At 74.7% G+C, this 20277-nt stretch carries 16 protein-coding genes; 9 read left to right on the forward strand and 7 right to left on the reverse strand.

The genetic code is table 11. From position 1 onward, the window contains the following. The 4 genes from ACFVGS_RS05505 to ACFVGS_RS05520 form a co-directional block, all read left to right on the forward strand. The coding region (locus tag ACFVGS_RS05505) for an amino acid adenylation domain-containing protein (protein WP_385690640.1) at positions 1-3195 on the forward strand (3195 nt) is incomplete at its 5' end. Positions 3196-3201: 6 nt separating this feature from the next. Next, positions 3202-4512: an MFS transporter gene (locus tag ACFVGS_RS05510; protein ID WP_385690643.1), complete on the forward strand. Its 1311-nt coding sequence runs from the start codon at positions 3202-3204 to the stop codon at positions 4510-4512. Positions 4513-4732: 220 nt separating this feature from the next. Beyond that, positions 4733-5545 (forward strand): dimethylargininase, encoded by an 813-nt coding sequence (gene ddaH, locus ACFVGS_RS05515; protein ID WP_384412687.1) that lies wholly within the window; start codon positions 4733-4735, stop codon positions 5543-5545. Positions 5546-5784: 239 nt separating this feature from the next. Beyond that, positions 5785-5991, forward strand: coding sequence for a hypothetical protein (locus ACFVGS_RS05520; protein WP_384412684.1), 207 nt, complete (start codon positions 5785-5787; stop codon positions 5989-5991). Positions 5992-6032: 41 nt separating this feature from the next. On the opposite strand, the gene ACFVGS_RS05525 is transcribed toward ACFVGS_RS05520, so the two are convergent. Beyond that, positions 6033-9218, reverse strand: a complete 3186-nt coding sequence (locus ACFVGS_RS05525) for a BTAD domain-containing putative transcriptional regulator (RefSeq protein ID WP_385691132.1) — start codon at positions 9216-9218, stop codon at positions 6033-6035. Between the two features lie 345 nt (positions 9219-9563). Here ACFVGS_RS05525 and ACFVGS_RS05530 point away from each other — a divergent pair, with 345 nt between their 5' ends. Continuing rightward, a complete protein-coding gene (locus tag ACFVGS_RS05530; protein ID WP_385690647.1) occupies positions 9564-10607 on the forward strand; it encodes a hypothetical protein in 1044 nt (347 codons plus the stop codon). 34 nt (positions 10608-10641) lie between these two features. Here the strand turns inward: ACFVGS_RS05530 and ACFVGS_RS05535 are convergent, their stop codons facing one another. From ACFVGS_RS05535 to htpX, 3 genes are all read right to left on the reverse strand, one after another. Continuing rightward, entirely contained in the window at positions 10642-11763 is a 1122-nt protein-coding gene (locus tag ACFVGS_RS05535; RefSeq protein WP_385690650.1) for a lipid II:glycine glycyltransferase FemX, read from the reverse strand. 118 nt (positions 11764-11881) lie between these two features. Beyond that, positions 11882-12541 carry a hypothetical protein gene (locus ACFVGS_RS05540; protein WP_385690653.1) on the reverse strand — a complete coding sequence of 220 codons (660 nt, stop codon included), beginning with the start codon at positions 12539-12541 and terminating at the stop codon, positions 11882-11884. A gap of 5 nt (positions 12542-12546) precedes the next feature. Then, positions 12547-13464: a zinc metalloprotease HtpX gene (gene htpX, locus ACFVGS_RS05545; RefSeq protein ID WP_385690656.1), complete on the reverse strand. Its 918-nt coding sequence runs from the start codon at positions 13462-13464 to the stop codon at positions 12547-12549. 176 nt (positions 13465-13640) lie between these two features. Between htpX and ACFVGS_RS05550 the strand changes: the two genes are divergently transcribed. From ACFVGS_RS05550 to ACFVGS_RS05565, 4 genes are all read left to right on the forward strand, one after another. Further along, positions 13641-14027 (forward strand): GNAT family N-acetyltransferase, encoded by a 387-nt coding sequence (locus tag ACFVGS_RS05550; RefSeq protein WP_385690659.1) that lies wholly within the window; start codon positions 13641-13643, stop codon positions 14025-14027. Between the two features lie 80 nt (positions 14028-14107). Further along, entirely contained in the window at positions 14108-15106 is a 999-nt protein-coding gene (locus ACFVGS_RS05555; RefSeq protein ID WP_385690662.1) for a PfkB family carbohydrate kinase, read from the forward strand. A gap of 29 nt (positions 15107-15135) precedes the next feature. Then, positions 15136-15843: a ribonuclease H gene (locus tag ACFVGS_RS05560; RefSeq protein ID WP_385690665.1), complete on the forward strand. Its 708-nt coding sequence runs from the start codon at positions 15136-15138 to the stop codon at positions 15841-15843. Between the two features lie 330 nt (positions 15844-16173). Then, entirely contained in the window at positions 16174-16902 is a 729-nt protein-coding gene (locus ACFVGS_RS05565; protein WP_384412661.1) for a GNAT family N-acetyltransferase, read from the forward strand. Positions 16903-17089: 187 nt separating this feature from the next. On the opposite strand, the gene ACFVGS_RS05570 is transcribed toward ACFVGS_RS05565, so the two are convergent. The 3 genes from ACFVGS_RS05570 to ACFVGS_RS05580 all read right to left on the reverse strand — a co-directional run bounded on the left by ACFVGS_RS05570 (position 17090) and on the right by ACFVGS_RS05580 (position 20253). Beyond that, positions 17090-17485, reverse strand: a complete 396-nt coding sequence (locus tag ACFVGS_RS05570) for an STAS domain-containing protein (protein WP_384412659.1) — start codon at positions 17483-17485, stop codon at positions 17090-17092. Positions 17486-17603: 118 nt separating this feature from the next. Beyond that, the gene (locus ACFVGS_RS05575) at positions 17604-18524 is read right to left on the reverse strand and encodes a universal stress protein (protein WP_385690669.1); all 921 of its coding nucleotides are present in this window, start codon (positions 18522-18524) and stop codon (positions 17604-17606) included. Positions 18525-18606: 82 nt separating this feature from the next. Continuing rightward, the gene (locus ACFVGS_RS05580; RefSeq protein WP_385690672.1) at positions 18607-20253 is read right to left on the reverse strand and encodes an FAD-dependent oxidoreductase; all 1647 of its coding nucleotides are present in this window, start codon (positions 20251-20253) and stop codon (positions 18607-18609) included. Between the last annotated feature and the right edge of the window lie 24 nt (positions 20254-20277).

Consider the following 20277-nt stretch of genomic DNA (forward strand, 5'->3'; position numbering starts at 1 on the left):
GACGAGGCCCTGGACGACCTGGTCGGCTTCTTCGTCAACACCCTGGTGCTGCGCACCGACACCTCCGGAGACCCCACCTTCGCCGACCTGCTCCACCGGGTCCGCGAGACCCAGCTCGACGCCCACGCCCACCAGGACGTGCCCTTCGAGCGCCTCGTCGAGGAGCTCAACCCGGCCCGTTCGCTGGCCCGGCACCCGCTCTTCCAGGTGATGCTGCTGCTCCAGGGCGGCGGCCAGGGCGACCCGGAAGCGGCGCCGCTCGACCTGGCCGGGCTCGCCGCCACCGTCGAACCGGTCGGCGGGTACGTGGCCAAGTTCGACCTCTCCATCGCCATGGGCGAGTCCTTCGACGCCGCCGGCGCGCCCGCCGGACTCGAGTGCGCGATCGACTTCGCCACCGACCTCTTCGACCGGGAGACCGTCGAGTCCCTGGCGGTCCGCCTCGGCCGCCTGCTCTCGGCCGCGGCCGCCCGTCCCGACCGGCCCATCGGCCGCATCGACCTCCTCTCCGCCGCCGAACGAGCGCAGCTCGTCGCCGGCGGTGACGCGCTGCCGCCGGAGGTGACGCTGCTGCCCGCCGTCTTCGAGGCCCAGGCGGCCCGCACACCCGAGGCGACCGCCCTGGTCGCCGGGGACGTCCGACTGAGCTGGGCCGAACTGAACGACCGTGCCGACCGCCTCGCCGGCCGCCTGACGGCCGCGGGCGCCGGACCGGACTCGGTGGTCGCCCTGGCCCTGCCGCGCTCCGCGGACACGGTGGTCGCGCTGCTCGCCGTACTCAAGTCCGGTGCCGCCTCGCTCGCGCTGGACGCCGAGTACCCGGCCGACCGCACCGCCGCCATGCTCGCCGACGCGGCACCCGCCCTGGTCCTCACCGGCGACGGCTGGCCCCTGCCCGAACTGCTCGCCGGACTGCCCGTCCTGACCACCTCACCGGCGCACGACACGGACCCGGCGCACAGCACCGCCTCGCCGTACGACGCGGATCCGGCGCGCGGCACCGACCCGGCATCCGGCCCCCACCCGGCGGCCGTGGCCGAGCGCCGCTCCGCCGCGGGCGACCCGCCGCACCGCGTCGCCGCCTCCGACGCCGCGTACGTCATCTACACCTCCGGCTCCACCGGCCGGCCGAAGGGCGTGGTGGTGACCCACGGTTCGATCGCCGCGCTGCTGGCCTCGCACCGCTCCGCCACCGGCCCGATCGGCGCCACCGAGCGGCGACACGGCCGCCGCCGGGTCGCGCTCACCGCCTCGCTCTGCTTCGACGCCTCCTGGGACGGCCTGCTCTGGCTGGCCGCCGGCCACGAGCTGCACCTCATCGGAGACGAGGTCCGCCGCGACGCCGCCGCCCTCGTCCGGCACGTCCGCGAGGAGTCGGTCGACGTCCTGGAGGTCACCCCCTCCTACGCCGAACAGCTCGTCGAGGAGGGCCTGTTGGACGCTCCCACGGCGTCGGGCACCCCGCGCGTGCTGCTGCTCGGCGGCGAGGCGGTCGGCCAGTCCCTGTGGGACCGGCTGCGCGAGGCACCGGCGACCGTCGCCCACAATCTGTACGGACCCACCGAGTCCACCGTCGACGCGCTCACCCAGCCCTTCGCCGCCACCGAGCGCCCGGCCCTCGGCCGGACCGCCCTCGGCACCCGCGCCTACGTCCTCGACGAACACCTGAACCCGGTGCCGCCCGGCGTGCCCGGCGAGCTCTACCTGGCCGGCGCGGGCCTCGCCCGCGGCTACCTCGGCCGCGCGGCGCTGACCGCCGAGCGCTTCGTCGCCGACCCGTTCGCACCGGGGGAGCGGATGTACCGCACCGGCGACCTGGTCCGCCGCACCCGCGACGGGAACACCGACTACCTGGGCCGCACCGACCACCAGGTCAAGATCCGCGGCTTCCGGATCGAACTCGGCGAGATCGAGCACGTCCTCACCCGGCACCCGCAGGTCCAGGCCGCCACCGTCACCGTCCACGAGGACGACACCACCGGGCCCCGCCTGGTCGCCCACGTCGTCGCGGACGGACCGCTCGACGGGGCCGGACTGCGCGCCTTCGCCGCCGAGTCACTGCCCGGCTACATGCTCCCGGCCGCCGTCGTCCGGCTCGACGCGCTGCCGCTGACCGCCAGCGGCAAGGTCGACCGGCGCGCGCTGCCCGCGCCCGACTTCCTCGCCTCGCCCACCGGCCGGGCACCCCGGACGGCGCACGAGGAAGTGCTCTGCGACCTCTTCGCCGAGGTCCTCGGACTCCCGGAACCGGTCTCCGTCGACGACGGCTTCTTCGACCTCGGCGGCCACTCCCTCCTCGCGATGAAGCTGCTCGGCCGGATCCGCACCGCGCTCGGCGCCGACCTCGGCATGCGGGCCCTCTTCGAAGCCCCGACCGTGGCCGCCCTGGCCCGGCGCGTCTCCCAGGCGCTCTCGGACACGGCCACCACCGACGCCCGCAGCGCCCTCGACGTGCTCCTCCCGCTGCGCGCCGGCGGCACCAAGGCCCCGCTGTTCTGCGTCCACCCGGCCGCCGGCGTCAGCTGGGTCTACTCCGGACTGCTGCGCCACCTCGACCCGGACCGCCCGGTCCACGGCCTCCAGGCACGCGGACTGAGCGGAGCGACCGCACCGTCCTCCGTCTCCGAGATCGCCGAGGACTACGTACGGCAGATCCGCGCCGTCCAGCCGGAAGGCCCGTACCACCTGCTCGGCTGGTCCTTCGGCGGGGTCGTCGCCCAGGCGATGGCCGTCGCCCTCCAGGCCGCCGGCCAGGAGGTCGCCCTGCTCGCCCTGCTCGACGGCCTGCCCGCCGACCCCGCCCGGTACGCCGCCGCCGGCACCCCGTCGCCCGGCGACGACCCGGTCGACACCCTCGCCGAACTGCTCGCCTCGCTGGGGCACGACCCTGCCGACGCCCGCGGCCCGTCCGACCTCACCGCACTCCTCGGCGAGGCCGCCGGCGTCCTGCCCGACGTGTTCGAGCTGCACCGCAAGCTGATGGCCGAGCACGTGCCGGACCGCTACCGGGGCGACGCCGTCTTCTTCGGCGCCACCCTCGACAAGCCCGCCGACTGGCCCTACGCGGCGGCCTGGGGCCCGTACGTCGAAGGCCGCGTCGAGGAGCACCGCATCCCCTGCACGCACGGCGCCATGACGCGGCCGGAACCCCTCGCACGGATCGCCGCCGTGCTGGCCGAGAAGCTTGGAGAGTGACCCGCCATGACCACCGCCTCCGTCAGGCCGCCGTCCCCCGGCTCCTCCTCGCCGCCGGCGACGCAACCGCCGCGGAGAAGCCGCTGGGGCCTGTGGGCACAGGGCAACTTCCGCAGGCTCTGGATCGGCGAGACGACCAGCGGCCTCGGCACCGCGGTCGGGAACGTCGCCCTCGCCCTGGTGGCCGTCGTCACCCTGGAGGCCTCGCCGTTCACGGTCGGCCTGCTGACCGCCTCCGCCTGGGTGCCGTGGCTCTTTCTCGGCCTGTTCGCGGGAGCCTGGGTGGACCGCTGGCCCCGGCTGAAGGTGATGCTGGTCTGCGACCTCCTGCTGCTGGTGCTCTTCGGGAGCGTGCCGGTCGCCGCCTGGCTGGGCGTGCTGACCATGGCCCAGCTGGTCGTCGTGGCGCTGCTCGCCGGAGCGGTCAAGGTGTTCCTGTCCACGGCGAACAGCGCCGTACTGCCCGCACTGGTCGCCAAGCAGGACCTGCTGGAGGCCAACGTCAAGCTGCGCTCCGGTGACGCTGCGGCGGAGATCGCGGGACCGGGCCTGGCGGGACTGCTCTCCCAGGCGTTCGGTGCGGTCAGCGGACTGCTCGCCGACGCGATCACCTACCTGGTGGCGGCGGTCTGCGTCGGCTCCCTCAAGGTCGAGGAGAAGCCGCCGGCGGTCTCCGAACGGCGCGGGATCCTGCGCGAGATCGGCGAAGGCGTCCGCTTCCTGGTGCGCGACCCGTACCTGCGCACGCTCGCGAGCTTCGCGGCCGTCGGCAACCTCGGCCTCAACGGCATCCAGGCCGTGCAGACCGTCTTCCTCATCCGCAGCGTGGGCGTCACGCCCGGCGGCGTCGGGGCGGTGTTCGCGGTCGTGTCGGTCGGCGGCCTCGCCGGAGCGGCGCTCGCCGGACGGATCGCCCGCCGCTTGGGCACGGCACGCGGGCTGCTCCTCTGCGAGCTGGTCGGCGCGCCGTTCATCCTCCTGCTGCCGCTGGCGGGAGAGCGTCTGCCGCTGGCGGCGAGCGCCGTCGCCTGGGCCGTCGCGGTCTGCGGCGTGATCGCCGGGAACGTCATCGCCGGCAGCTTCTACCAGGCGTACTGTCCGCCGGCGATGATCGGCCGGATCCGGGCCAGCGCCTCGACCGTCAACTTCAGCGCGATCCCGCTGGGAGCCCTGCTCGGCGGCTGGCTGGGCGAGGTGCTCGGCGCCCGCACCACCATCTGGATCATGGCGAGCGTGCTGCTCTCGGCCGGCATGGTGCTCCTCGCGAGCCCGCTGCGCGCGATGCGCAGCTTCCCCGAACGCCCGGCGGAGTCCTGACGCACCCGGTGTCCGTCCGGCGGAGAACGGCCAGGTCCTGGCCGCCGGTCCGCCGGACGGATCCCGGCCGCCGCCCGGTGTTCTCCGGCGCCACCCGCACCCCGACCCCTCGTCTTCACCCGCGGCGACCAGATTCGTCCTCACCCCGGATCCGCCCTCGTCCGCGGATCCACCCTCACCCTCGACCTCACCTTCACCCTTCACCCCTACGGAGCCTCCCGTGACCCGCATCGCCCGTCCGCGCCGCTTCCTGATGTGCCGTCCGACCCACTTCGAGGTCAGCTACGCGATCAACCCGTGGATGGACCCGGCCAAGCCGGTCGACACCGACCTCGCCGTCCTCCAGTGGGAGCGGCTGTACGAGCTGTACGCCGAACTCGGGCACCGCGTCGACCTGATCGACCCGCTGCCCGGTCTTCCCGACATGGTCTACGCGGCGAACGGCGCGACCGTGGTGGACGGCAGGGTGCTCGGCGCCCGGTTCCGCAACGCCGAGCGGGCCGCCGAGGGCCCCGCCTACCTGGAGTGGTTCCGGGCCAAGGGCTTCACCACCCACGACCCGGTGCACGTCAACGAGGGCGAGGGCGACCTGCTCCTCACCGGCAGCTACCTGCTGGCCGGCCGCGGCTTCCGCAGCGTCTCCGCCGGGCACGCGGAGGCCCAGGAGTTCCTCGGCCGTCCGGTGATCGGGCTCGACCTCGTGGACCCGCGCTTCTACCACCTGGACACGGCGCTCAGCGTGCTCGACACCGACGAGGTCATGTACTACCCGGGCGCCTTCTCGGCGGGCAGCCGCGCGGTGCTGCGCCGGCTCTTCCCGGACGCGGTGCTGGTGGAGGAGGCGGACGCGGAGGTGTTCGGGCTCAACGTCATGAGCGACGGCCTGAACGTGGTGCTGCCGGAGGCCGCGACCGGCGTGGCGGCCAGGCTCCGCGAGCGCGGGTTCCGGCCGATCGGTGCGGACCTCTCCGAGCTGTTCAAGGGCGGCGGCAGCGTGAAGTGCTGCACGCTCGAGATCCGCGAGGCGGCCTGACCTTCCGGTCACCGCCCCGGTCGACATCCCCGGTCGACACCCGCGGTCATCGCCCCGGTCGACACACCCGATCAACGCCCCGATCAACGCCCCGATCAACGCGGCCGATCGACGTACGGTGCTCGTACGTCGATCGGCCGTTGAACGCGCCTTGCCATGCTGAGCCCATCAGCCCGGAGCACTCCGGAAAGCCCCGCAGAAACCCCTTCCCACCAGGGAAGACGTCCTAGGGAGCAGTCATGGCGAAGCGTGCGAACACCCTCGGTGCCACCCGGATCCGTCTGGCCCTCGGGGCCCTCGGCCTCGGCGCGGTGATCGCCCTCGGCGCGACCGGTACGGCGATGGCCGACGGTGCCGCCGCGACCGGCACGTCCACCACCCAGCCGGCCCCGGCCCCGACCCCCACCCCGACCGACGACACGGACTGGAACAGCACCGGTTCCTGAACGACGGCCGCACCACCGAGCAGTACCGTTTTTCCACAAGCTCAGGGATCGACCAGGGCGAACGCCGGTTCCCGGAGCAGCCCGGCCACCTCCGCGGCCTCCGGAAGTCCCAGACGGCAGAAGATCTCGTACGCCTGCCGCAACCGCGCCCCCGCCTCGGCCCCGCGCCCGAGGTCCGCCAGCGAGCGGCCCAGCACCACCAGCGCCTGGGCCTGGTCCCGTTCCGCCCCCAGCTCCTCGCAGAGCACCAGCGCCTGACCGGCGTGGTCGAGGGCCTCGTCGGCCCGGCCGAGCGAGCGGAGACTGTCCGCCAGCCGGTAGCGCGCGTGCGCGGCCCGGTCCCGGAGACCGGCTCCCGTCGCCACCGTCAGGCACTCGCCGAACCAGGTCACCGCCTCCTCGTGCCGCCCGAGTCCGTGCAGCGCCAGGCCGAGGACGTACAGCGTGTACGCGCGACCGGGATCGTCCTGCCGGGTCCGCAGCTCCGCGAGCACCTCGTGGCAGATCTCCACCGCCTCCGCCGCCCGACCGCTGCGGACGCGCGCCAGCGCGGCGTTCACGGTCGTCACCAGGGCACCCGACCGGTGCCCCAGTTCGTTCGCGAGCAGCAGCGCCTCGTCGTAGTGGTTCACGGCCTCGTCGAAGCGGCTGAGGAACTGGCAGATCAGCCCGAGGTCGTTGAGCGCCTGCCGCAGGATCACCGTGTCGCCGGCCGTCCGCGCCGAGTCCACCGCCTGCCGGGCCGCCGCCTCCGCCGCGTCGAGGCGCGTCGCCGCCAGGGCGACGTTCCCGCGCAGGAAATGGGCCCGCCCGGCGGCCCGCACGTCGCCGTGCCGCGTCGCCGCCTCCGCCAGCGCGTCGGCGGTGGTGGCGAGTTGCCGGCTCGGCGGGGTCAGGACGAACGGGGTCAGCGCGATCAGCAGGTCGATCGCGGCACGCAGGGCGGTGCACCCGACGCTTTCCGGCGTGCCCGCCGCCGTGCCTGCCGGAGTTCCCGCCCCCGCGTCCGCGGCGACCTGGGCGGCGAGCGCCGCCGCGCCCGCCCGCTCCGTCACGACCCACTCGCGCGCGGCGGCCCACCCGGCCAGCGGTACGCCGGGGGAGCGGGCCGGACCCAGCGCGCCCGCCGCCGGATCGCCCGGAACCGCGTGCTGGAACGCGGTGCAGGCGGTGGCGAGCAGATGGTCGAGGAGCCGGTCCCGGGCCGCCACCGCCTCACCGCCCGCCGGGGCGGCGCCGCCCTCTTCCGTCGGGCGCCGCCGGGCGAACGCCCGCAGCAGGTCGTGGTAGCGGTACCGCCCCGGGAAGGGCGACTCCACCATCGCCACGTCCACCAGCGCCTCCAGCAGGTCCTCGGCGTCGTACTCGTCGAGGTCGAGCAGCGCTGCGGCGGCCGGCAGCCCGATGTCGGGCCCGTCCACCGAGGCGACCAGCCGGAACGCCCGGGCCTGGTCCGCGGTCAGCTGGCGGTAGCTCAGTTCGAAGGCGGCGGCGACCGCGAGGTCACCGATCCGCAGCTCGTCGATCCGCCGCCGCTCCACGTGCAGCCGGCGGCTCAGCGTCTCCACCGTCCAGCCCGGCCGGGCCGCGAGCCGGGCGGCCACGATGCGGACCGCCAGCGGCAGATACCCGCAGGCCACCACGAGGTCGAGCGCCGCCTCCCGCTCGGCGGCCAGCCGCTCCTCGCCGATGGTGCGGCCGAGCAGGGCCAGCGCCTCCGAGGGCTGGAACACGTCGAGGTCGACCTGGACGGTGGCCGGCAGTCCGGCCGGCCGGGTACGCCCGGTGGTGAGGACCGCGCAGCCGACCGAACCCGGGAGCAGCGGCCGGACCTGCGCCGCGTCCTTGGCGTTGTCCAGCACCAGCAGCAGCCGCCGCCCGTCCACCACGGACCGGAACAGCGCCGAACGCGCGTCGAGACCGTCCGGCACCGCGTCGCCGGACACCCCGAGCGCCACGAGGAACCCGCTGAGCACCGCCTCCGGATCGGCCGGTACGGGATCGGAGCCGCGCAGGTCCACGTACAGCTGGCCGTCCGGATAGGACTCCCGCACCCGGTGTGCCACGTGCAGCGCGAGTGCCGTCTTGCCGACGCCGCCCATGCCGACCACGGTGGCGATCACCAGCGCCTGCGCGGACGGCGCACCGAGCGCCTCGTGCAGGACCCGGACGGGCGCCGTACGCCCCGTGAAGTCCGCCGCGTCCGGCGGCAGTTGGGCCGGCCGCGGCGGCGCGGCGGTCGTCCGGGCGGCAGCCGCCTCCCGGCCGCCCCGCTCGCTCCGGCCGTCCCTCGGCTCCCCGCCGTCCGTTTCCTCCCGAGGACGGCCCGGTTCGTCCGCCCCGGAACCGGCCGTGTCCGGGGAAGCCGCGTCGCCGGTGCCACCCCGGACGACGCCCGTGTCCCGCTGCCCCCTCTGCCCCTCGGCCTCCGCCGAAGCCCCCGCATCCGTTCCCGTCGGCGGCACGGGCCCGTGGCTCACCGTCGTGGTCGCGGTCACCGGGGCCGGCTCCGGAGCGGCCAGCGCCGGGTCGCCCTCCAGGATCCTGCGGTGCAACTGGTCGAGCTCGGCGCCGGGCGCGACGCCCAGCTCCGCGAGGAACAGCTGCCGCGCCCCGCGGTAGACCGCCAGCGCGTCCGCCTGCCGCCCGGCCTGGTACAGCGCCCGCATCAGCAGCCCGTACGCCCGCTCGTGCAGCGGGTGTTCGGTGGTGAGCGCGGTCAGCTCGGGAATGCACCGCGAGTGGCGGCCGAGGGCCAGGTCGAGCCCGATCCGTTCCTCCAGGAGGGTCAGCCGCAGCTCCTCGAGGCGCTGCCGGTGCCGCTCAGCGAACGGTCCGGGAATGCCGGTCAGCGGTTCGCCCTGCCACAGCTCCAACGCCTGGTTCAGCAGGTCACGGGCGCGCAGCGGGTCGGTGCGCGCGGTGCGCTCCGCCTCGGCGGCCAGTGACTCCGCCTGCGCCGCGTCGACGGCGAGCTTCGGCAGCACCAGCCGGTAGCCGTCGCCCATCGACACCAGCACGCTCGACGCCTGCCGGCCGCCATGGCCGGATCTCGCCCCCTCCTCTTCCCCTCCCGGGTCACCCGCGTCCAGCATCTTGCGCCATCGCCACGCGTACGTGCGCACCGTCGTCATCGCCGCGCTCGGCGGTTCCTCCCCCCACAGCGCGGCGATCAGGTCGGTGGCGCTCGCCGAGTACCCCGGCCGGAGCAGGAGAACGGCCAGCATCGCCTGCTGCTGCGGACTTCCCACCTTGAGCGGGGTCACCCCGCGGTGAGCCCGCATCAGACCGAGTAACGAGAAACGGAGATCGCCCATATCCTGCCCCCACCCGCCCCAGAACACCGTGGCCGCCCCGTTCGGCGCACATGTCAGCCTTTGTGTGACCTTTTTAACCACAGCGTCGCACTCGGTGTCGAGAGCCTGTCGGGTCTGTTGAGTCTGTGGTGATCAGGCGTTGAACCCCGCCGGTCAGAATCGTCGTGCCGCGGGCCCGCCGGAGACGGAACGGCACCGCCCGCCCGCCCCCTCGGCCGCCGGTGGCGCCGGGCCTGACCATACATTCGGAGGCGGATGTCCGTGAACACCGCATTGCTGTACCGGCTGCTCGACACCGACCCGGCGGACGGGCCCGCCGAACTGCTCCACCGCGCCCGGACCGGCCGTCACCTGCCCCACCTCGTGCTGTCCGCCCTGGCACGCGACGGCGTCCGGATGGGGGAGCCGGCCCGTGCCGAACTCCGCCGCGCCCGCGACCGCGCCGCCCACTACGCCCGCCTGGCGGCCGAACTCGCCCGGTCCACCGGCGTCCGCGCCATCCGGGGCCTGCCGCTCGCCGGCTACTACCCGGCCGGGCTCCTCCGGCCGCTGGACACCCTCGACCTCGTCGCCCCCGACCAGGCCGCCCTGTGGCAGGCCGTCATCCGGCTGGTCACCGACCACCCGGTGGAGCACATCGACGTCTCCCTGCTGGGTGACCGGCCCCACCACACGGCCGTCACCCTCCACTGGCCGGCCGAGGACCCGCTGGCCGACCCCTGGTACCGCGTCCACCTCAGCACCGCGGCCCTGCCCGGCGACGGCGCGACCGTGCCCGTCCGGCCCTACCTCGTCGCCGACCAGCACGTCGAGTGCCTCATCGCCCTCGCCGAGACCCGCCTGCGGAAGCCGGCCCGGACACCCGGTCCCGTCACCGTCCTCGACGTCGCCGGCCTCACCGGCCAGCCCTTCGAACCCGCCGAGACCGCCGCCGTCCTGGCCGCCTACCGCCTGGCCCCCGAGGCCGCCACCCTCCTCGACCACGCCGCCGGCCATCTGCCGCTCGGACCGCTGGCCGCCGTCCGCGCCGCGCTCACCCCCGAGCTCGGCCCCGAACGCCGCCGCCGCGCCGAGGCCACCACCCGACGCCTCGCCACCCGCCACGGCACCCTCCTGCGCCGTACCGTCATCCGCCACACCTGGGACGAGTCCCGCCTGCTCACCCCCGCGCCCGACACGCCCCTGCTCCTCACCCCGGTGGCCGACTACCTCCTCACACCCACCCCCGTCACCCCCGTCACCCCGACCCTCCGCACCGCGGCCCTCCGGGCCCTCCACGAGTGGGACACCGTGTGCTGAGGCACACGGCCGCGGCACACCGTCCGCCGGAGCGCTAACGGCGGGACAGGTACAGGCCCAGGGCCTTGTGCAGCAGCCTGTTCAGCGGGAAGTCCCACTCGCCGAGGTACTCGACGGCCCGGCCGCCCGTGCCGGCCTTGAAACGGAGCAGGCCCACCAGGTGGTCGCCCTCGTCCAGGGTGTCGGTGATGCCCCGGAAGTCGTAGACGGCCGCGCCCCGTTCGTGGGCGTCGCACATCATCCGCCACTGGATCGCGTTGTTCGGCTGGACCTCCCGCCTGCGGCTGGTGGAGGCGCCGTACGAGTACCAGACGTGCTCGCCGACGGTCAGCATCGTCGCCGCCGCGAGCACCTCTCCCTCGTGGTGGGCCAGGTAGAGCCGCATGCGGTCGGGGTGCTCGGAGGTCAGCGCCGTCCACATGCGCTCGAAGTAGGCCAGGGGGCGCGGGACGAAGCGGTCGCGCTCGGCGGTCTCGACGTAGAGCCGGTGGAAGTCCCGCAGGTCCTCGTAGCCGCCCTGGACGACCTTGACGCCGGCCTTCTCCGCCTTCCTGATGTTGCGGCGCCACTGCTGGCTGAAGTCCCGCCGGACCTCCTCCATCGTGCGGCCGGCCAACGGGATCTGGAACACGTAGCGGGGCTGGCCGGCCGTGAAGCCGTCCTCGCCGCCGGGCTCGGTCTGCTGCCAGCCCATGTGCCGCAGCCGGTCGGCGATGCCGAAGGCACGTGGCTCCCGCTCCGTGGCCGTCACGTCCCGCAGCCGCCGGACCGCCGGGTCCGCGATCGCCTCCTTGACCGCCTCGGCGCTCCAGCGCCGGACCACCACGGGCGGACCCATCTTCACCGAGAAGGCACCCCGGCCCTTCAGATACGCCAGCATCGGCCGCAGCCACTGCGCCAGGTCCGCCGAGTCCCAGTCGATGACCGGACCCTCGGGCAGGTAGGCCAGATACCGCCGCAGCTTCGGCAGCGGACGCAGCAGCACCAGACCGGCGCCCACCAGCTGCCCGCCCTCGTCGAACCAGCCCAGGCTCTCCGCCCGCCAGTCCGGCTTCACGTCCGCCCAGGACGGGACCTGCATATGGCTCACCGACGGGCGGGCCGCGACGAAGGCCAGGTGCTCCGCGCGGCTGATGGGGCGCAATCGGTAGGTCATACGGGGTGTTCCTCTGCTGAGCTCGGAAGCGGCGGTCGCTGCCGAGGACGCCCCGGCGGACCGCTCCGGTTCCGTCGGCGCTGGTCAGAGGACCTTTTCGGGACCGTGAAGGGAGCGGTCAGCCCGCCCCGCCGGGTCCGGCACCGCCGCGGCCCGCGCCGTCGGGCCCCGCCCCGCCGGGTCCCGGCGCCCCCAGCCCCGGCGCGCCCCAGACCGGGAACCAGCGCTCCAGATCGGACTCCATCGCGAGGTCACCCGCGAGCAGCCCTCTGACCTGGAGCTCCAGGGCGTTGTCGCGGGCTTCGGTGCCGTCCGCGCGGGGCGCGAAGGGGTAGAAGGTCCCGCGCTTGTAGAGGTAGACCAGCGCGAGGTCGTGGGCGGTGCCGGGCGCGCGGAACCCGGTGAGGGAGCAGAGCAGATGCGGGCCGAAGCCGGCTTCCTGGAGCAGGGTGTTCACCGCGTGCAGGTCGTTCACGAGCGTGACGAGGTCGTCGGCGGGGCGCCGGGCGGAGAGCCAGGTGTAGCCGTACGCGTCACGGCTGAACGCCACGGGAGCGGCCCCCGCCTTCCCGTCGACGTCGAGCAGTTCCCGCACGTCCTCCTTCAGCCGGGTGAAGGCACCGCCCTCGACCCCCGAGAAGCACACGGACCCCGCGCCGGTCGGCGCGTAACCGGTGCCGGCCTGGAGGGTCAGGGCCGCGGCCGGCAGCGCGAACAGCCGGTCGAGGTCGGGACGCACCGGCCTGCTGCGCCCGAGGATGCTGTCGAGGAGGCCCACCGTGCTCAGACCTCGCCGAGTCGTGCCGAGATCCGGGAGAGCTGGTCGAGCCGCTGCTCCAGGGTGGGGTGGGAGGAGAGCAGCCGGCCCGGGCTCTCCTTCGAGGAGAAGGCCGGCGCGAACCAGAAGGCGTTGTACGGCTCGGCCATCCGCAGGTCCCGGGTGGGGATCCGGGCCATCTCGCCGCTGACCTTGGTCAGCGCCGAGGCCAGCGCCGACGGCCGGCCGGTGAGCAGCGCGGCGGCCCGGTCGGCGGCCAGCTCGCGATAGCGGGAGAGGACCCGGGTGAGGAGGAAGCTGAGCACGTAGACGGCGCCGCTGACGACGGGCACGAGGATCACGGCGGCGGCCGCGTTGCTGTCCCGGCTGCGCCCGAGACCGCTGTAGAGCGCGACGCGGGTCATCATCCCGGCCAGGACGCCGAGGAACGAGGCGATGGTCATCACCGCGACGTCACGGTGGGCCACGTGGGACATCTCGTGGGCGAGCACGCCCTCCAGCTCCTCGGGCTCCAGCCGACGCAGAAGTCCGGTCGTGACGCAGACCAGTGCCGTCTTCTCACCGCGGCCGGTGGCGAAGGCGTTGGGCACGTCGCTGTCGGCGATCGCCACCTTCGGCTTCGGCATGTCGGCGAGCGCGCAGATCCGGTCGACGGTGCCGTGCAGCTCGGGCGCCTGCTCGCGGCTGACCTCGCGCGCCCCCATGCCCAGCGCCGCGATCCGGTCGCTGAACCAGAACTGCCCGACGAACAGGCCGCCCGCGACGAGCAGGACGATCGGCCAGGATCCGCGCAGCAGCACCATCAGGACGCCGACGAAGACCACGTACAGCAGCCCGATCAGGAACATGGTCGTCGTCATGCGGGCCGTGAGCCCCGGGTCCGGGGCGTAGCGCGACCGCGTCAGCGAGCGGCTTCTGCGCATCAGGGGCACCTCTTCCCTCGCCGGTCGTCCCGCCCCTCCTGCCAGTGTGCTCCCGGCGCGCCGGGACCGGGGAGGGAGTCCGCGGCTGCTGCGATACTGACCGGATTCGGCGAGGCCGAGACCGACACGGGTCATCGGACGCCGTCGCCACCGCAGCCCCGACCGGAAGGCCCGTCATGACCGAGCAGACCGAGCAGACCGCGCACGTGGAGCAGGCGGAGGGCGCCGGGCAGCCGGTCGCGCCCGTCGTCCGGCGCGTCGACGCGCGCCACCGCTACGAGATCCTGGTCGACGACGAGCGCGCCGGCCTCACCGCGTACCGCGACCGGGGCGACCGGCGGGTGTTCTTCCACACCGAGGTCGACGACGCCTACGCGGGACAGGGCCTCGCCTCGATCCTGGTCGAGCAGGCGCTGAACGACGTCCGCGCCACCGGCATGCGGATCGTCCCGGTCTGCCCGTACGTCGCCAAGTTCCTGAAGAAGCACGAGGAGTTCGCGGACATCACCGACGTGGTGACGCCGGAGGTCCTGCAGTGGCTGGACGGCGAACTGGGCCGCTGACCCGGCCGGTCCTCCCGCCCTTGCGGAAACTTCTTGCAAGATCTTGCGAGGCGGCTCCGGGCGCTGTTTGACTGCCCCGCATGAGCAGCGACACCGCCACGGCCGGCGACCCCGCCGCCACCGCCCCCGCCGCCGTCCTCGACGCCGGCTCCGCCACCGACATCGACGTCCTCGTCCTCGGCGGAGCCGGCGTCGACACCATCGTCTACGTCCCCGAACTGCCGCTGCCGCTCGCCGACAGCCACATGATCGGCACCGGGATCGTGACCCGGGCCGGGCAGACCGGGGACTTCGTCGCCCTCGGCCTGCACCGGCTCGGGAGGCGCGTCCACCACCTCGACATGCTCGGCGCGGACCCCGAGGGCGACCTGGTCCGCGCCTTCCACCGCGAGCAGGGCATCCCCTTCACCGAGGTGCGGCAGGCCGCGGGAACGAAGCGCGCCGTCAACCTCGTCGGACCCGACGGGCGCCGGCTCTCCCTCTACGACGCCACCCGCGGCCACGACGACGACCGGCTCCCCCCGGAGACCGTGCGCGCCCTCGCCGCCCGCAGCCGGCACGCCCACGTCTCGCTCACCCAGCCCTGCGCGCACGCCTTGCCCGAGCTGCGCGCCGCCGGCGTCACGGTCTCGACCGATCTGCACGACTGGGACGGCGAGGCGGCCTATCACCAGTCGTTCGCCCTCGGCGCCGATCTCGTCTTCGTCTCGGCCGCCGCCCTCGACGACCCCGCGAGCATCCTGCGCGACATCCTCGCTAGCGGCCGGGCCTCCGTGGCCGTCGCCACAGCCGGTGCCGCCGGCGCCTACCTGCTCACCCGCGCCGACGACGAGCTCGTCCACGTGCCCGCCGTCGCCCCGGCCGCCCCGGTCGTCGACAGCAACGGTGCCGGCGACGCCTTCGCCGCGGGGTTCCTCCACGCCTGGCTCGCCGGTGCACCCGCCCGGACCTGCGCCCTGTACGGAAGCGTGGCCGGGGCGTACGCCTGCACCGTGCCCTCGACCCGTGCCGAGGCCATCGGCAGGGACGCGCTCGAGGCCGAGGTGGCGCGGCTCGGAGCCGTGCGGGGTGGTCCGTGACCGGTCCCGGCGCATGTCAGGATCGAGGGATGACAGAGAAGATCATCGCGGCGTGCGACGGCGCGTCCAAGGGGAACCCCGGGCCGGCCGCCTGGGCCTGGGTCATCGGGACCGAGGCGGGCGAGATCGCCCACTGGGAGGCCGGGCCGCTCGGCACCGCGACCAACAACGTGGCCGAACTCACCGCGCTCCTCCGCCTCTTGGAGCGCCTGGACCCCGCCGTGCCCGCCGAGGTGCGGATGGACTCGCAGTACGCGATGAAGGCCGTCACCACCTGGCTGCCGGGCTGGCGCCGCAAGGGCTGGAAGACGTCCGCCGGCACGCCCGTCGCCAACAAGGAGCTGGTGGTGCGCATCGACGAACTGCTCGCCGACCGGCGCGTGGAGTTCGTCTACACCCCCGCCCACCAGGTCGACGGCGACCCGCTGAACGACGCCGCCGACCGCGCGGCCAGCCACACCGCCCGCAGCCAGCAGCCCGCCGGCTCCGCCGCGGGTTCCCCGCTGCCCCCGCCGGAGCCCGCCTCCGCCCGCCCCGCCGCCGCCAAGCGGCCCCGCAAGGCGACCGGCGCCTCCCGCCCCGCGCGCGCCGGGGCGCGCTCCGGTTCCACCGCTCCCTCGCTCAAGGCCAGGTTCCCCGGCCGGTGCCGCTGCGGACAGCCGTACGGCAAGGGCGAGACCATCACCAAGAACCCCGACGGCTGGGGCCACCCGGCCTGCGCGGAAGTCGCTTCCTAGAGCCTGCCCCGGGCCTCTCGGGGCCCCCGCCGAGAGTCCTCGGCGGGGGCGGCGGAAAGGCCCTGGCAAGGGCGCTTCCAGGCCCTGCTGGGCCGAACGGGGGATGGGGTAAACCGGACATTCACTCAGCTGTGCGCGCGGGTTCGTGTGGGGTTCTGTTCTCGGGGCCGTCGGGGCTGCATACTGTTCCTCCCGCCACCGATGGCGAACCGTTTCACTTGCCCTTTTCCCCTTGGGCGAAGCGGTCGGCAACGGGCGGGAACCCCTCCCTTTCATCGTCGCCGCGATCCGGCGTGCGATGACCCCTGCCCGTGAAAGACCCGAGGTCCCGTGCCAGTACCTGTAGTCCTGCCCGGGCGCACCGTGCGCCTGGAACCGCTGGCCATGCGCCACGCCGAGGGCATCGCCTGGGCGGGCGCACTGGATCGTGCGGCGTATGCCTACACCTCCGTGCCCCACGGCCTTGACGCCTCTTGCGACTACATCGCCCGCGCCCTCGCCGAACAGGCGGCCGGCCGGGCCCTGCCCTTCGCCATGGTCGACCCCCATACCGGCCGGGTCCTCGGCTCCACCCGCTTCCTGGAACTCGACTACTGGCGCGGACCCGTCATCTGGCCGCCGGTCACCGGGGTGCCCAACGGCGACCCGCTGACCTCGGTCCCCGACGCCGCGGAGATCGGCAACACCTGGATCTCCAGCGAGGCGCGTGGCACGGGCGTCAACACCGAGGCGAAGTACCTCATGCTGCGCCACGCCTTCGAGTCCTGGGGCGTGCGCCGGATCTCCATGCGGGCCGACGCGCGCAACACCCGCTCCCGCGTCGCGATCGAGCGCCTGGGCGCGACCTGTGAAGGGGTACGCCGGGCCCACTCCCGCGGCCTGGACGGCGTGGTCCGCGACACCGCGTTCTACTCCGTCCTCGACGAGGAGTGGCCGGCCGTCCGCGGCATCATCGAGCTCCGCCTCCCGGGCATGCGCCCGCCGGCCGGCCTCCCGGCGGCGGGCTTCCCCGGCCAGACCCTGGAGCACGGCGGCGCGGGCGAACTGCTGCCGGCCTGAGCACGTCACCACGGGGTGCGGACGCGGTCCCGGAGGACTGCGACCGGTCCCGTAGCACGCACGCCCCCTGTGGGACTGCCCCCGGCCCCGTCGGACCGTCGACGGGGCCGGCCGCCCGCGGTCCGACGCAGCGCCTCAGGGGGGTGCCTCGCCTCGCCGAGCGTGCCGGGCCGGCCGGCACCGGTCCTCACACCGGCAGCCGCCCCGGCAGGCTCGGGTGCGGTGCCGGCGGTCCCTCGTCGTCCGGCGGTGGTGCGGGCGGCGACGGCCGCAGGACGTCGTCCAGAGCGGCGAGCCGGACGAGCCGGAGGATCATCGGCTGGTCGCAGACGAGCCGCCAGGCCGCGCCCCGGTCCTGGACGCGCTGCGCACAGCGGACCAGGAGGCCGAGCCCCGACGCGTCGCAGAACGTGACGTGGCGCAGGTCGACGGTGAGTGCGGGCGCCTCGCGGGCCAGCACGTCGAGTTCGGGCCGGACGCGCTGCACCAGCACCAGGTCGAGCTCTCCGTACAGCTCGACCGTGGTCAGGCCTTCGCTCGACCGGACGGCGAGGTGCGGATCGCCGCGTCGGATCAGATGCATGGACACGCTCCACTGGATCGGTCCCCGTGCATCGAGGTTCGCGGCCCCCGCGGAGGCAGACACGTTTCTCCACATCCGCCATCACCCGAAGAGGTGAAACGGAGGCATTTCCGTCCGCTCAGTGCCTCGATGCGGGCGGCACCACCGCGACCGGGCAGGCGGCGTGGTGCAGGACCGCGTGCGCGACCGAGCCCACGAGCAGCGTCTCGACCCGGTGCCGGCGATGACGCCCCACGACGAGCAGTCCGGCCTCGGCCGAGTCCTCGACCAGCCGCGCGGCCGCGTCGGCGGGGGTCACCGCCGGGACCACCTCGACCTCCGGATAGCGCTCGGCGAACGGCCGCAGCCGCTCCTCCTGGCGCCGGGTCGTGGTGTCCACCAGCTCCGGCGTCTCGTCCGGCAGCGGCGGCGGCACCTGGAGCGCGGGCGCGGGCGCGCCGATCAGCAGGGCGGGGGAGGGCGGCACCGGGTAGGCGGTCACCACCTCCAGCGGCACCTTCCGCCGCCGGGCCGCCTCGAAGGCGAAGTCCACGACCTCGTCGGCGGTCTCCTCGACGTGCAGCCCCAGCAGGACCCGGCCCGCCGCCGCGCCGCCCTCCAGGGACGCGGCCCGCGCCTCGTGCGGCACGACGACCACCGGGCAGGGCGCGGAGGCCGCCAGGGCCCGGCTGTTCGACCCGACGAGGAGACTGGCGAAGCCGCCCCGCCCGCGCGAACCGACCACCAGGAGCCGGGCGCCCCTGGCCGCCTCCGCCAGGGCGTCGACCACCGAGCCGTCGAGCGAGGCGTACCGCACGTCGACGCCCTCGGCCCGGGGCCCGACCTCGGCGGCGAGGGCGTCCACGACGGTGTCGGGAAGCTCGGGGGCCGGGCCGAGCGACTCGATCCGCGCGCTGCCGAGCTGCAGCGCCTCCGAGCGGACATGGGCGACCGTCAGCGGGGCCTCCAGGCTCCGCGCCGTCCCCAGAGCCCACTCCAGGGCCCGCAGACTGTGCTCGGAACCGTCGACCCCTACGACAACAGCTGATTTCTCACTCATGCCTCGCACTCATATCGGGATCATCCACCCCGGCACGGCTGCCACGCCGGGATCCCGCCGACGAGGCCCGGGCTCCGCCGGATCAGCGCGCCGCCCGGCGTCGCCCCCGTGCCGCGGCGAGCAGTTCCGGCACGGTCCCGAGCTTGACCCGGGGCCGCCCCGACTCCTCGCCGCGCGACCGCTCGGCCCGCTCGATCGCGGCGAGCCCGCGCGCGTCGACCACGTGCCGGGCCCGGCCGCGGGCGAGCCGGTCGAAGGCCCGCGCCGTTCCGGACGGTACCGGCAGGGCGCCGTCGACCGCGTCGGCCAGGAGCGTGCCCACGGTCTCCGCCGCGCAGGCGCGGTTGGCGCCGATGCCGCCGGAGGGGCCCCGCTTGATCCAGCCGACCACATAGGTGCCCGGCCGGCCCTCGACCCGCCCGCCGCGGTGCGGAACCGTGCCGGTGGCTTCGTCGTACGGCAGTCCGGCGACCGGCAGTCCGCGATAGCCGACCGCCCGCAGCACCATGCCCGCCCGGACCTCCACCGGTCCTGCCCCGGCCCCGCCCGTCACGCGCACCGCCCCGTCCGTGATCTCCTCGGGTGCGGAATGGAAGCGGAACACGATGCGCCGCTCCGGGCCGGGTGCCCGGCTCCAGTCCACCCGCTCGCGGACCGCGCCGCGCAGCAGCGCCGCCTTGTCCCGGGGCCCGGCCGCCTCCACGGCGGCCCGGATGCGCGGGTCGTGGTCGTCCACGACCAGGCGGACGCCCGGGAGCCGTCCCAGGGCGAGGAGTTCGGGCGCGGTGCAGGAGACGTCCTCGGGTCCGCGCCGCGCGAGCAGCACCACTTCGCGCACGGCGGAGGCGCGCAGCGCGGCGAGCGCGTGGTCGGCGATGTCCGTGCCGGCCAGGGTCTCTGGATCCGCGACGAGGAGGCGGGCCACGTCCAGGGCGACGTTGCCCGCGCCGACCACCACCACCCGCTCGACGTCCGACAGGTCGATCGCGTCGGGCGCGACCTCGGGGTGCGCGTTGTACCAGGCGACGAAGGCCGTCGCCGGGATGCTGCCGGCGCGCTCCTCGCCCGGGATGCCGAGCCGACGGTCGCCTGCGGCCCCGACGGCGTACACGACGGCGTCGTGGTGCGCGGCCAGTTCCTCCGCCGTGAGGTCCGTACCGACGTCGACGCCGAGGTACATCCGCACCCGCGGGTGGGTGTGGAACCGGGCGAAGGTCTCGCCGATCCGCTTGGTCGCGGGGTGGTCGGGCGCCACGCCGTAGCGGACCAGTCCGCCCGCCACCGGCAGCCGGTCGACCAGCGTGACCTCGGCGTTGGTGTGCAGCAGCAGGTCCTCGGCGGCGTACATGCCGGCCGGGCCGGTGCCGACGACGGCGACCCGGATCCGAGCGAAGTCGGAGGGCAGGGTGCGCGGGAAGGACGGCGCGTCCCAGGCGTGGAAGAGGGGCCCGCCCTCGGGCGCGGGGCTGGGCGCGCGGTCCTCGTAGTAGGCCGCGTTCACGGCGGCGTACTCCTTCTGGCCGGCGGTCAGCGCGTCCACCGGGAAGATCGCGTCGACCGGGCAGGCGTCGGCGCAGGCGCCGCAGTCGATGCACGACCCGGGGTCGATGTACAGCATCTCGGTGCGGCCGAAGTCCGGCTCTCCGGGCGTCGGGTGGATGCAGTTGACGGGGCAGACGGCGACACAGGTGGCGTCGTTGCAGCAGGTCTGGGTGATCGCGTAGGTCATGGTGTCGTCAGCTCGCGGGGCTCC

This window comes from Streptomyces sp. NPDC127114, assembly GCF_042677525.1.
Classification (GTDB): Bacteria; Actinomycetota; Actinomycetes; order Streptomycetales; family Streptomycetaceae; genus Streptomyces.